The 12,716-nt window shown below is 61.5% G+C and carries 8 protein-coding genes, 2 tRNA genes and 2 pseudogenes; 5 read left to right on the top strand and 7 right to left on the bottom strand.

Going from position 1 to position 12,716, the window contains the following annotated elements:
* Window positions 1-10: 10 nt before the first annotated feature.
* From QCE69_RS08220 to QCE69_RS08200, 5 genes are all read right to left on the bottom strand, one after another.
* Complete coding sequence (locus QCE69_RS08220; RefSeq protein WP_309930264.1) at window positions 11-841, bottom strand: OmpW family outer membrane protein; 831 nt, start codon at window positions 839-841, stop codon at window positions 11-13.
* Window positions 842-860: 19 nt separating this feature from the next.
* On the bottom strand, window positions 861-2,102 hold the full coding sequence (locus tag QCE69_RS08215) for a DUF2957 domain-containing protein (protein WP_309916692.1): 1,242 nt from the start codon (window positions 2,100-2,102) through the stop codon (window positions 861-863).
* Window positions 2,103-2,144: 42 nt separating this feature from the next.
* Window positions 2,145-4,076: a DUF2957 domain-containing protein gene (locus QCE69_RS08210; protein ID WP_309916691.1), complete on the bottom strand. Its 1,932-nt coding sequence runs from the start codon at window positions 4,074-4,076 to the stop codon at window positions 2,145-2,147.
* Window positions 4,077-4,684: 608 nt separating this feature from the next.
* Window positions 4,685-4,771: transfer RNA gene (locus QCE69_RS08205), tRNA-Leu, on the bottom strand.
* Window positions 4,772-4,942: 171 nt separating this feature from the next.
* Window positions 4,943-5,029 (bottom strand) — tRNA-Leu (locus tag QCE69_RS08200).
* A gap of 215 nt (window positions 5,030-5,244) precedes the next feature.
* Between QCE69_RS08200 and rnr the strand changes: the two genes are divergently transcribed.
* On the top strand, window positions 5,245-7,809 hold the full coding sequence (gene rnr / locus QCE69_RS08195) for a ribonuclease R (RefSeq protein WP_409021174.1): 2,565 nt from the start codon (window positions 5,245-5,247) through the stop codon (window positions 7,807-7,809).
* 114 nt (window positions 7,810-7,923) lie between these two features.
* The gene (gene rlmB, locus QCE69_RS08190) at window positions 7,924-8,667 is read left to right on the top strand and encodes a 23S rRNA (guanosine(2251)-2'-O)-methyltransferase RlmB (protein ID WP_309832492.1); all 744 of its coding nucleotides are present in this window, start codon (window positions 7,924-7,926) and stop codon (window positions 8,665-8,667) included.
* Window positions 8,668-8,735: 68 nt separating this feature from the next.
* On the opposite strand, the pseudogene QCE69_RS08185 reads toward rlmB, so the two are convergent.
* Both QCE69_RS08185 and QCE69_RS08180 read right to left on the bottom strand, forming a co-directional pair.
* Window positions 8,736-9,482, bottom strand: a pseudogene (locus QCE69_RS08185) (AIPR family protein); the annotation flags it as partial.
* Between the two features lie 19 nt (window positions 9,483-9,501).
* The gene (locus QCE69_RS08180; RefSeq protein WP_309930263.1) at window positions 9,502-10,656 is read right to left on the bottom strand and encodes an ATP-binding protein; all 1,155 of its coding nucleotides are present in this window, start codon (window positions 10,654-10,656) and stop codon (window positions 9,502-9,504) included.
* Here QCE69_RS08180 and QCE69_RS08175 point away from each other — a divergent pair.
* The 3 genes and pseudogenes from QCE69_RS08175 to rpiA all read left to right on the top strand — a co-directional run.
* Window positions 10,646-11,368 (top strand): annotated as a pseudogene (locus QCE69_RS08175) (N-acetylmuramoyl-L-alanine amidase); the annotation flags it as partial. The gene QCE69_RS08180 and the pseudogene QCE69_RS08175 overlap by 11 nt on opposite strands.
* A 117-nt stretch (window positions 11,369-11,485) precedes the next feature.
* Window positions 11,486-11,881, top strand: a complete 396-nt coding sequence (locus QCE69_RS08170) for a SirB2 family protein (RefSeq protein WP_309916683.1) — start codon at window positions 11,486-11,488, stop codon at window positions 11,879-11,881.
* A 64-nt stretch (window positions 11,882-11,945) separates the two neighbouring features.
* Window positions 11,946-12,635, top strand: coding sequence for a ribose-5-phosphate isomerase RpiA (rpiA, locus tag QCE69_RS08165; protein ID WP_309930262.1), 690 nt, complete (start codon window positions 11,946-11,948; stop codon window positions 12,633-12,635).
* The last annotated feature ends 81 nt before the right edge of the window (window positions 12,636-12,716 follow it).

Raw genomic sequence — 12,716 nt, 5'->3', positions numbered from 1 at the left:
TCCCGATTGTTCAGAATTTGTAGGACACGGCGAGAAACGTGATCAGGGGATCCGCTTTCAGGTCGGACTTGGACACCGCGAGTGTCGTGCCGTCGGCGGCCTTGATCGTCACCGAAGAGGTGGTTTTCAACGGGATATAGGACAGCGATGCAAGCAATCCCCAGTGCTCCGTGATGTTGAACAGGAAGCCCGCGTTGAATACCGGCTGCCATGACGACGACGCATCGCCCGACACCTGCGTCGGACCGGGTTTTCCTGCGCCCGCCGCCAGTACCTGACCCAGCGTGTTACGCGTCTGCGCGATGAAGTTGTTGCCAAGCTGGACGTCGCTGAACCAGTTGTACGAGACGCCGACGCCGAGGAAGGGCCGGAATCGGGAAGTTGGCTGTCCGATGTAATACTGCAGGATGAAAGCCGGGCTCCACAGCCGCGCGGACTTCACGACGGGATTGACCGCCCCGAGGCCGATGTTCTGGGTGCCCAGCGTGCCTGCCGGGCCGGGTGGGGTAATCGTGCCGCTTCCGTACACCTGGAACTTCGGCGGCACGCCGGCCAATGCGGTGACGGCAAACTGATCCGTCAGAAAGTGGGAGAAGGTGATGCCGAGCGTGTCGGCCTGCCCGACGCTCAGCCCGGTTCCCGGGGAATTGAACGACGGCGGCAGGCCCAGCGCGCCGTTCATGGGCGTGGGTGCGACATACGTGGTCAGCGAGCTGCTGCTGTCTTGCGGAAACGCATGCAGCCATCCCAGCGACACGACGTTGCTGCCCGCGCTTTGTGCCGACGCGATGCAGGGCAGCAGGAACGCCGCACACGCCACGGCATGAAAGATTCGTTTCATCGAAGGCTCCGGGTTCCCTTCACTGCACGAACGCGCCGATCAGGAAATAGGGCGACGCGGGGGTGGACATGTCGAGGAAGCCAAACACGCCTCCTGTGAAAAGAAACGTGCCGGTGGGCGTTGCGCTGGCCGCATCCGCGTGCGTGGTACTGATCGCGCCCGGCAGCGTCTGCGTGTAGTCGAGCGTCAGGACGGTCGCCAACGAGGCCTGGGACGCGTTGAACGGATCGAACAGCGTGGCCCGGGTGTCGGCGAGCGCGGTCGCGCGGTAGTCGAACCGGCTGTCGGCGCCGATGTACTCGCCGTTCTGGGATCCCGACGCAAGCTTCGTCTGCGGCGCCAGGATGGCAATGCCCGATTCGTCGTCGGCGGTCAGGGGCGGGACGCCGTTCGCGTCAGGCTGCGTGCCCGGGTTCGCCGCACCGGTGCGGATCATGATCGGCACCCGCTGGCCTCGCAATGTGCCGACGATCAGGTAGCCCTTCGCCTGCGCCACCGGCGCCAGCGTCGGCTGGATCTGCCCCTGGTAGTGATCCGTCTCGAACGCGCCGCTGCCGTTCGAGGAGGCCGTCAGGTTCGTGCCCGGCTGTCTGCATGTGCCGGCATAGAGGCCTGTCGTGTCGCAGCGCGACCAGCTGCCGTCCGGATTGATCGTCACGCTGGCGTTGATGGTCGTCGGCGCAAAGTTCTGCGAGGGCACCTGGGCGTAGCCGATCTGGTTGTACGTTCCGGTGATGTCGGCCAGATCCGTATCGAGCGTCGCAAACCCGATGAACGGGAAGTAGGGAAAGGTCGTGTCAGGGATGGCGCCCTGGCCGCCGTTGCCCGCGTACGCCAGCTCCTTGCCCGGAATGGTGCCGCCGATCACGCCGTCGCCGACGAACACGCGCGCCGGCCGTGCAGGGTCGAGGCTCGCGCCATTCAGCCGGTACGCGCAGCGGTTGAGGCTTTGCGTCGCGAGCTGCGTTTCCGGGGTGAGCGTGCCGCTATCGAGCGTGCCTGCGCGCGTCGGCACCACGGTGCCCGGCGTTTGCGGGATCGGCGACGCCACATAGGTGACCTGCCAGGTGAGCCGGGTGGTGTCGAGCTGGATCCTGACCAGTTCGCCGTCGCCGGCCCCGCCCGTGAAGACCGTCCCGTAGTCGAGCGACGACGGACACAGCGGCGCCTGGACCAGCGGCGCCGTGTTGTCGGTCGCCCCTCCGCACGCCGAGAGCAAAAGCGCGGCGCCCGCCATCGTCGTTCTGATGGTGTTCTTCATGGATCTCCTCCGCGGCGCTTCCGTTTGGAAGCGCCTGTCTTCTTATGGATTGCCAGGCTGGGCGGCCGCGCCGGACAGCGCGCCTACGCTGAAGTAGGGCGAGGCCGCAGCCGGTGTGATGGCGGCGCCCATCCCGATTCCGGACGAGGTCGACGCGAGGCCGCCGTTCGCCGAGCCTTGAATCAAGGCCGCGTACAGGCCGCCAGCCGCAATCAAGTCGCCCTGGTACGGCGCATTGCCGCTCTCTGCGAGGTGAATGACGCCGGGCGTCGACTGCCCATAGTCGAGCGTGAATGCGGTTTCAGGCTGCTGGGATGTCGGGTCGATGAACGATCCGGTGGCGCCGTTGATGACCGTTCCCGTGTACTTGAAGTTGGAGTCGGCCCCAGCATAAGTGCCGTCGATCGCGCCGCTCTTCAGTGCGGTTGCGTGGCTCAGGACGGCGATGCCGGATTCGTCGTCGACCTGTGCGTTGGTGAAGTAAGGCGCGGTGCCGGGAATCATGAGGCCGGTTCGCACGATCACCGGAATGGTTGCGCCGTTCAACTGGCCCAGAACCATATGCGCCGATGCAATGAGGCCGGCCTTCGGCAGCGTCATCGCGGAGAGCAGGGGGATCGTGCCGCTGAGGGCCTGGGCCGTCTGCTGCAGGACAGGCACGATGGCCGGGTCCACGAGTCCCACAGTGCCGAGGAGGCCTTGATTGCTCAAGGCGCCGGCTATGCCGTTGATCGTCGCAACGACGGACTGGATCTGGGACGGGCTGAAAAGCGCACTGAATTGCGTGCCGATCTGAGGTGCCGCTGCGCTGTCGAAGTACCCCGCCGGGTTGATAGCCCAGTCGCCGCCGGTGGTCAGACAGCCGGTGGCACTGGACGTGTAATTCGGATTGGCGGCATTCGTGCTCGTGCAATGTCCGTCTTTGTCAAATGATTCGTGGGTGATTGTGCCGCTGGTTGCATAGCCACCCGACGGCACGACATGGTATAGCAGCCCGTTATACGTTCCCTGAACGTCTGCCGGATTCATCGAGACACTGGAGAAACCGACGAACGGATAAAAATCGACGTGCCGGTTCGGAACCGCACCAACCATGGAAGGAACTTTCAAGATGCTCAATAGCGGATTCAGACTTTGGGGATTCGTATTCAGGGTACTTTTAACCTCGGCCAAGGTTTGCTGTAAAGCCGGTGTTTGCAGCGCGATCAGGACCTGCTGCACCATGTTCAGTTGATCCGGAGTAATGCCAACCGCACCAAAGCCTCCTCGGATAAACGCCCAGCCGATTCCCGCGAAACTGAAGGGCGGCGCGATCACATTATTCAGAAACGCGCTGGCGGTTTGCAAATCATTCGCATTCGCCAAAATACTCAAAAACTGCTGTAAGCCGGGATTCTGCGCGACTGTCGCCATGGCCGAATATCCGTCGAATTCCATCGTCGCGCCGGGAATGCCGCCCCCCGCGATGCCGAAGCCCAGGAGAATCGTCGGTGGATTGGCTTGATTGAAATCATTCGACGTGGAATAGCCGGAGTCACTGCTGCCAGGCATCAGCACGAATGCGCAACGGGTTTGTTGAGCGGTCGGAAGCGTGCCCGCGGGCGGATGGGTCAGATTGCCGGAAATCGTCACGCCCTTCCGAGTGGGCGTCAGCGTACCCGCAGCCAGCGGCACCGACGACTCCAGCCACTTCAGCGTGTAGGTCATTGCTGTCGCGTCGAGATGGAGACTCACCACCTCGCCGCTTCCAGTCCCGCCCAAATAGGTGCTGCCGGATATGGCCTGATCCGCCGGGCAAAGCTGTGCGCTGCTCGTTGGTGCGGAAACGGGCTGTCCCTGCGCTCCGCACGCCGATCCCGAACACTGCGGCACGTTGATGGCGGCGGGTTGGCTGACATTCCCGTCGCTGCACGACGCCAAAGTGGCGAGAGCGGCAACGCAGGCGAACCGGTTTCTAAAATGGCGGAGCGCCATTCTACGTCTCCTGATTTTCATTTTTAATTGAGCGCGCCGTCGATTATCGGCTGACGCAGCTTTTATGTCTCAATATCGTTCGCCGAATGCGAACGTCGAATTCATTATTTCGAACGTCATGCAATAACACTCATGATTGAAATTCGTTCCATGCGTCCGCAGCATGGCGATTGACGAAGGAATTTTTCGTAATGACTTATAACGGTCAGCATTCTGAAGCTGGATTCTGATAAAGGCGGTTTTCGGTGTCAATCGATGAAATCTTCTAAATCAGATGCTGAGGATAATCGGGCGAATTGAATTAAAAAACGGAACCGTTGCACCATTATTGTCACTAAGAAAATCGTGAATTAAATTCCGACTGAAAACAGGGAAGAAGGGTAGCGCGCCACGGCTCGAATTCCAGCCGGCGCTGCGCATAGGGGTGGAGCATGCCTCGACGTGAGCGATCAACGCGAAGGAACTCGCGCAGGTGGCGGAATGATTTGATGTGACGTGCTCAGATCCGAGCCGCGAAAAAAACATGGCCGGAAACGAAAAACCCCACGTCAGTGCGTGGGGTTCTTGCGTGCGATGCGCTTCGATCAGCGTCTCGCGAAAGAGGACCTTGGTGCCCAGGAGAGGACTCGAACCTCCACGGTGTTGCCACCGCTAGGACCTGAACCTAGTGCGTCTACCAATTCCGCCACCTGGGCCAAGGGGTACAGCGAGCCCGCTATTGTAGCGGGAACCGAAACCGTGTCAACCGAAAAGTCTGACGACTGGAGATGTTCAAAAACCCACCTGAAGCACCACCTGAAGCCGTCCGGAAACACGATCCCTGCACAAAAAGAAAAAGCCACCCGAAGGTGGCTTTTTCAAACATCTGGTGCCCAAGAGAGGACTCGAACCTCCACGGTGTTGCCACCGCTAGGACCTGAACCTAGTGCGTCTACCAATTCCGCCACCTGGGCAAGGGTGTGCTCTGCTTCAATTTCTTCAATTCGTTGGTGCAGACCGTTTTTGGCGGGTTGCTCAACAGCAGAGAACGCAATTATATCGACCGTATCGAGTCTGTCAAGCGTTTCCACCGGAGACGTCCGCAGCCTTGCCGGGCGCCGTGGAGCGGGCGGTGAGGTCCGTGGCGTCTGAATGGCGGGTGTTAGAATCAATCCGAATCAAGCGCACGATGCCAGCGAACGAGGCAAACGCGGAAGCAGGTGCGAACGGCAACACACGACGGCCGACTTTCCAGCCCAACGAGAACAACACGATCAAGCCCTTGAGCAAATATCCGTATCCGATTCCCAGCCGCGAAGAGATTCTCGGCGTGCTGCGCACGAGCGAGACTCCGCATGCCGCGAACGACATCGCCGAGGCGCTGTCGATCAAACGCCAGGAGCGTGAAGGATTTTTCAAGCGCCTGGCGGCCATGGAACGAGACGGGCAAATCCGGCTCGACAAACGTGGCCACTATCAACTCACTCATCCATCGAACTTCGTTGCGGGCCGCGTGCAGGGCCATCGCGATGGCTTCGGCTTCCTGATTCGCGACGACGGCCAGGACGACCTCTTCCTGCCCAACGGCGAAATGCAGAAGGTCATGCACAACGACCGCGTGCTGGCGCGCATCGTCGGCTATGACCGTCGCGGGCGGCCGGAAGGGCATATCGTCGAGGTCACGGATCGGGCCAACAAGCGCATCATCGGGCGGCTCATCAACGAGAACGGCGCGCTGATTCTCGTGCCCGAAGACAAGCGTATCGGCCACGACATCCTCATCACGCAGAACCCGAAGAAGGCGAAGGTCGGGCAGGTCGTGTCCGTCGACCTGACGGATTTCCCGAGCCGGCATTCGCAGCCGCTGGGACGGGTGGTCGAGGTGATCGGCGATATCGACGATCCCGGCATGGAGATCGAGATTGCCGTGCGCAAGTATGGCGTGCCGCACGAGTTCAGCGACGCCGCGCTCGCACTGGCGGCCAAGCTGCCGGACGAAGTGCGGCCGGTGGACATCCGCCATCGTGTGGATCTGCGCGACGTGCCGCTCGTCACGATCGACGGCGAAGACGCGCGCGACTTCGACGACGCCGTGTATTGCGAGCCGGTCACGGTCGGACGCGGGCAGGGTTTCCGCCTGCTGGTGGCCATCGCCGATGTCTCGCATTACGTGCGCCCGAACGAGGCGCTGGACGTCGATGCGCTCGACCGCAGCACGTCGGTGTATTTCCCGCGCCGCGTGATTCCGATGCTGCCGGAGAAGCTGTCGAACGGATTGTGTTCGCTGAATCCGCACGTCGACCGCTGCGTGCTCGTGTGCGACATGGTCATCACCGCGCGCGGCGAGATCAAGGCTTATCAGTTCTATCCGGGCGTGATGCATTCGGCGGCGCGGCTCACCTATACCGAAGTCGCGGCGGTGCTCACCAACACCAAGGGACCGGAAGCCGCGAAGCGCGCCGACATCCTGCCGCAGCTGCAGAACCTGCATGGCGTCTACAAGTCGCTGCACGCGGCGCGGCAGAAACGCGGCGCAATCGACTTCGATACGACGGAGACGTATATCGTCGTGAACTCGCAGGGCAAGATCGAGCAGATCGTGCCGCGTCATCGCAATGACGCGCACCGGCTGATCGAGGAATGCATGCTGGCGGCGAACGTCTGCGCGGCGGATTTTCTGAAGCGCAACAAGCATCCGGGCCTGTATCGCGTGCACGCAGGGCCGACCGAAGAGAAGCTGGAGAACCTGCGCACCTTCCTGCGCGGCGTCGGACTGACGCTGACCGGCGGCGCCAAGCCGCACGCGAGCGACTACGCCGCGCTGATCGCGCAGATCCGCGACCGGCCCGACGCGCAGATGCTCCAGTCGATGGTGCTGCGTTCGATGCAGCAAGCCGTGTACAGCCCGGACAACATCGGTCACTTCGGTCTGGCGTACGAGGCGTATGCGCACTTCACGAGCCCGATTCGCCGTTATCCCGACCTGCTCACGCATCGCGCCATCTATGCCATCCTGCAGGGCAAGAAGTATCTGCCGGAGATCGGCCACGAGGTGTTCCTGAGCACGGGTCTCACGAAGGCCGCGCGGGAGATGCAGAAGGCCGACGACACGGCGCGCGGTCGTGCGCGCAACAGCGTCGCGATCTGGGAAGAGCTGGGGCTGCATTGCTCGTCGAATGAGCGCCGCGCCGACGAAGCCTCGCGCGACGTAGAAGCCTGGCTCAAGTGCTACTTCATGCGCGACAAGCTCGGCGAGGAATATGGCGGCATGGTGAACGGCGTGACGTCGTTCGGCATCTTCGTGCAGCTGGATTCGCTGTTCATCGAAGGGCTCGTGCATGTGACCGAGCTCGGCTCGGATTACTTCCAGTACGACGAGATCAAGAACGAGCTGCGCGGCGAGCGCACGGGCATTCGCTATCGGATGTCGGATCGTGTGCGCGTGCAGGTGAGCCGTGTCGATCTCGATGCACGCAAGATCGACTTCCGTCTCGTGCGCGACGTGCCGGTCAAGCCGCCGGCGCGTGTTGCAGCGGCGGTGAGCGACGCGGCGGGCGGTGGTGGCTCAGGTGCGCGCGTGCGGCCGTTGTCCGACTCGCTGGTCGACGACGACGCCGTGCCCGGCACGCGTACCCGTGGCGGCACGAACAAGGGTGCGACGCTGGCGGCCGGTGCGCGCGGCGGTGCGGCGAAGAAGCGTGGCGCGGCGTCGAAGTCGGCGTCGCAGGGGCGGCCGGCGCGCAAGAAGCGCTGAAGCGTTTATCGAGCGGCGTGCAGTCCGCGCCGCGAGCCGTTACGCGCGGTCCGATGCTTCGTGCTTCGGGCCGCGTCGTGTTTTTATAGTTTTCAGCGAAGGTTCGAATCAGTCATGTCACGTCTCAAGGTTCTCTACGGATTTCACGCAGTCACCGCACGCTTGCGGGCGGATGCATCGTCGATCGAGGAGGTGCTGTACGACCCGTCGCGCAAGGATCGGCGCATGCAGGACTTTCTGCGGACCGCGAAGGAAGCTGGCGTGCGGCTGATCGCGGCGGACGAGTCGCGTCTCTGGGGGCTGGCGGGCAACATCCAGCATCAGGGCGTGGTGGCGCGCGCGAATGACCTGCCGCTCGCGCAGAATCTGGCCGAACTGCTCGACGGCATTTCGGGCACGCCGCTGCTGCTGGTGCTGGACGGCGTGACCGATCCGCACAATCTCGGCGCGTGCCTGCGCGTCGCGGATGCGGCGGGCGCGCATGCGGTGATCGCGCCGCGCGACCGGTCGGCGGGCTTGAACGCGACGGCGGCGAAGGTGGCGAGCGGCGCGGCCGAGAGCGTGCCGTACATCACGGTGACGAATCTGGCGCGGGCGCTGCGCGAACTGAAGGACGCGGGCGTGTGGGTGATCGGCACGGCGGGGGAGGCGACGGCGTCGCTGTACGAAACGAAGCTGGACGGCCCGGTGGCGATCGTGGTGGGCGCGGAAGGCGAGGGGATGCGCCGGCTCACGCGCGAAACCTGCGACGAGATCATGAATATCCCGATGGCGGGGACGGTTGAAAGTCTGAATGTGTCGGTGGCGAGCGGGGTGTGTTTGTTTGAGGCGGTGAGGCAGAGGGGGGTGAAGAAGTAGGCTTCTAGATAAAGGCACACGGTGGCTTCTCGTATGTTCGCTCTGTAGCCACCGCTGTACCATACTTGCGAGGACACGATCCTTTCCGCTGCACGAAAAATTAATGCGCGGGCCACCGACCGTCTGAAGTAAAGTTCGTTGAAGCCATCAGAAGATTTCTCCCACTCGGTGCCGATTCGAGTAGCATAACGCGAGAAATTCTTCTGAGAGCCGAGATTGACCCATTTCGGATGATCATCCCAGACACCTTCAAATTTCGCCAAATCGGTTTTTGTGAACATTTGAGCCTTCGGATGCTCTGTCTTAAAGCGCCGTTGCTCCGCAGCGGTAAGCTTGGATTGGGCATCCGCATATTGACCACGCACACGCTCATAAAACCACTTTGTCTCCCGCTGCTGACCCTTCTGCGCAGGGGCCCAGATGCGTCTTGCAAATCCTTCCATTCGTATATGGAATGGATGGTTCGAGAAAAAATCAGCGGCGTTTACTCGATTCTGGGTATTCGCATATTCTGAAATTCTTTGGACAATGGTCTCGCTTTGCAAGCTTTCGATGACGGACAATTTCATCTGAACGAAAATTTCTGACAGATCGGCTCGATCGCGTCTTTTCGTGTGAAACAGAGAAGCAGTTGTCTGGCCGCCATTCACGATCTGAAGGTCACATATTTTTGTTATAGACAAGCCTTCTTCTGACCTTCTCGTCTCAATGCTCTGGGCGGTGGCAGTAATTCCATTGTTGAAAGCGAAGAACATTCTTGGTTCACTAAGAATCGTCGCTCTAATGCCTTGGTTGACGTTGCCGCGCGCCTGCAAAAAAGTTCGTACATTTTGCTCAAGCAAACGCGCGCCGAATTTTTCGTATAAAGTCGCTAGAACGTCGGCTGGAATGATCGTCAGGTAAGACTGATACGTTTCGATGCCCAAGTGAGCTGGGAGACACGCCAAGCCCTTGCCAAACATCTGTTCGAAGTCTAGGTCCAGAGGCTCTTTGTGCCCTCTCGAACTCCGTTGTCGATAGATGCGCGATCCTGTCAATGATCTGCCGAAGTCTTTCTCTCACAGCACGAGGAGGCCGAGCTCGCGATTTTTTGATATCGATTGTCCACGCCTCATCAAGACTGTTCGGGAAATCGATTTGAACCCGAGCCAGTTTGGTAGCCTCCCCTTTAGGTACCAGCCGAAACCAGTCACCCCAAGCCATCAAACGTCCGTTCCGATAGATGTACGCACCTTGATTCGAAAGAAAGTCACTGCGACCGTCATAGAACTCGTATTCGCGCGAATTCAATCTTGAATGGTGCGGCAATACATACGGCTGCATACGAACTTCTGCCTGACCGATGCGTACCACTTCTTCCGGAAGTAGTTGGGTGGCGGAATTCTTCCTGCAGAAAGGATCGAAGGCGTCGATCGCGTGACCGTTGACCGTGATATGAAGCTTTTGATAAGACTTTACTTCACCCGCGAGGAATCTGTGAAATACCAGCGAAAGATGTCTGCGTAAGACGTCCAATTTTTCATTGACTATTTCGTCCCGACGTTCGCCTGCCTCGCGCTCAACGAGGCGGTCGAGGTCGCGCCAAATAACGGCAGTGCCGTGGACGTTGATGCAACTGACATAGGGGAGCAAGTCGATGTCGGTTCCGTCAAGAATCGAAAGAATCCACTCATCGAGTAAATCAATTCGATCGAGGTTCCACTCGGCTCCACAACGGTGTCCGTTCTTTACACTGACAACAGTTAGCGATCGACACTGAGAGAACGATGCCGTCTTCATCCCGAGGCCGAAACGACCAAGGTCATTCGACGCCCTTTCCTGTCTCGTGCTTACCGGTCCGTGGCGCATCGCATCGAGCAGTTCCTTCTCCGTCATTCCACGACCGTTATCAACGATAGCTACCAAGGGCTGCGTCCCCGAAAGATCGCATATCAGATTGATGTCATTGGCCCCCGCAGAGATATGTGTTCTCCAGCCGGACTCCCGCATCCGTTTCCTCGTGATGCACTACACCGAGATCGACGAAGCCGGCTCGCTCGCGGTGCTCACGGGCGATCAGGTGAGCGTCCATTACGTCGTGCCGGATGCGCCGCGCATCGAGCATGGCGAGCCGGTCGTCTATCAGCTGGTGCCGGAGGACAAGCGCGCCTGGCATGCGGGCGTCAGTTCATGGCAAGGCGCGACCGAACTGAACGCGTCCTCGATCGGCATCGAGAACGTGAACCTTGGTCCTATCGGTCCGACCGGTCCGCTCAGCGAAGGCAAGTGGCAACCCTATCCGCCCGCGCAGGTCGACGCTCTCATCCAACTCTCCCGCGACATCGTCGCGCGTTATCACATCCCGCCGACCCGTGTCGTCGGCCATAGCGACATCGCGCCGCAGCGCAAGATCGATCCGGGGCCGCTTTTTCCCTGGCGCACGCTGTACGATGCCGGCGTGGGCGCATGGCCCGATGCCGACGCCGTCGCCGCGCATCTCGCGGGCCGCGATCCGAAAGCGCCTTCCGACGTGCAGCCGCTGCAGGAGAAGCTGAAGCGCTACGGCTACGACGTCGCCACCGACGGCGTGCTCGACGACAGGACGCGCCGCGTCTTCAGCGCGTTCCAGATGCATTTCCGGCCGTCCGACTATGCGGGCAACGCGGATGCCGAAAGCGACGCCATCGCCCAGGCGCTGCTCGACAAGTACTTCAACCATTAACCCACTAACCCATTAACCCATTAACCCATTAACCCACTAACCCACTAACCCACTAACCCACTAACCCACTAACCCACTAACCCACTAACCCACTAACCCACTAACCCACTAACCGCCATGGGCGACACCTTCCTCACGCTGCGCACGCTCCACATGACCTGCGCAGGCCTCGCCATCGCCGGCTTCGTGCTGCGCTGGATCTGGATGCTCACCGGCTCACGCCTGCTCCACACGCGCCCGGCCAAAGTCCTGCCGCACATCGTCGACACGCTGCTGCTGCTGAGCGCAATCGGCCTGGTCGCGATCATCGGCTTCTCCGCGAACGCCGCCTGGCTCGGCGCGAAGATCGCGGGACTCGTCGTCTATGTCGTGCTCGGCACGCTGGCCCTGAAACGCGGCCGCACCAAAGGCGCGCGCGCCGTCTACGGGGTGCTGGCCATCGTGGTGTTCGCATACATCGCATCGGTGGCGCACAGCCACGATCCGCTCGGCTTCCTGCGCGCCTGGGCATGATCGGCGTGCGTCCCGCACGCACTCCGATAAAATTCCAGTTTCTCCTCTCGCGCAGCACCCTCCCATGACTCAAGACGAACTCAAGCAACGGGTCGGCCAGGCCGCCGCCGACTACGTGAACGCGAACGTGCCGGAAGGCGCGATCATCGGTGTCGGCACCGGCTCCACGGCCAACTGCTTCATCGACGCGCTCGCCCGCTCGAAGGCGCGCTATCGCGGCGCCGTGTCGAGCTCGCTCGCCACCACCGCGCGGCTCGAAGGCCACGGCTTCAAGGTGTTCGACCTGAACGAGATCGAGTCGCTGCCGGTCTACGTGGACGGCGCCGATGAAATCGACGCCAGCGGCGCCATGATCAAGGGCGGCGGCGGGGCGCTCACGCGCGAGAAGATCGTCGCGTCGGTCGCGGACGTGTTCGTGTGCATCGCCGACGCCAGCAAGCGCGTGGCCGTCATGGGCACGTTCCCGCTGCCGGTCGAAGTCGTGCCGATGGCGCGCACCGCGATCGGCCGCCGGCTCGCGGCGCTCGGCGGCGTGCCCGTGCTGCGCGTGGCAAAGGACGGCGCGCCGTTCATTACCGACAACGGCAACGAGATCATCGACGTGAAAGGCCTCTCCATCGACGATCCCCGCGCCCTCGAAGCCAGCATCAACGCATGGCCGGGCGTCGTGACGGTCGGGCTGTTCGCGGCGCGCGGCGCGGATCTCTGCCTGCTCGGCGCCGAGTCGGGCGTCGAGCGCATCGACTACGCGTAACCTCCGCCACGCAGCAACGCAGCACAAAAACAAAGGCCCGGCGCTTCGCAGCGCCGGGCCTTCTTTCTTCCGGAGAGACCG

The sequence above is a fragment of the Caballeronia sp. LZ032 genome, from assembly GCF_031451315.1.
GTDB lineage: Bacteria > Pseudomonadota > Gammaproteobacteria > Burkholderiales > Burkholderiaceae > Caballeronia.
Note: the sequence above shows the minus strand (reverse complement) of the source record. Positions and strands in the feature narration are given on the sequence as shown.

What these genes read in the sequence shown, in the direction of transcription:
- QCE69_RS08220 (WP_309930264.1), bottom strand. Translation starts at nt 841, where the DNA reads ATGAAACGAATCTTTCATGCCGTGGCGTGTGCGGCGTTCCTGCTGCCC.
- QCE69_RS08215 (WP_309916692.1), bottom strand. Translation starts at nt 2,102, where the DNA reads ATGAAGAACACCATCAGAACGACGATGGCGGGCGCCGCGCTTTTGCTC.
- QCE69_RS08210 (WP_309916691.1), bottom strand. Translation starts at nt 4,076, where the DNA reads ATGGCGCTCCGCCATTTTAGAAACCGGTTCGCCTGCGTTGCCGCTCTC.
- rpiA (WP_309930262.1), top strand. Translation starts at nt 11,946, where the DNA reads ATGACTCAAGACGAACTCAAGCAACGGGTCGGCCAGGCCGCCGCCGAC.
- rnr (WP_409021174.1), top strand. Translation starts at nt 5,245, where the DNA reads ATGCCAGCGAACGAGGCAAACGCGGAAGCAGGTGCGAACGGCAACACA.
- QCE69_RS08180 (WP_309930263.1), bottom strand. Translation starts at nt 10,656, where the DNA reads ATGCGGGAGTCCGGCTGGAGAACACATATCTCTGCGGGGGCCAATGAC.
- rlmB (WP_309832492.1), top strand. Translation starts at nt 7,924, where the DNA reads ATGTCACGTCTCAAGGTTCTCTACGGATTTCACGCAGTCACCGCACGC.
- QCE69_RS08170 (WP_309916683.1), top strand. Translation starts at nt 11,486, where the DNA reads ATGGGCGACACCTTCCTCACGCTGCGCACGCTCCACATGACCTGCGCA.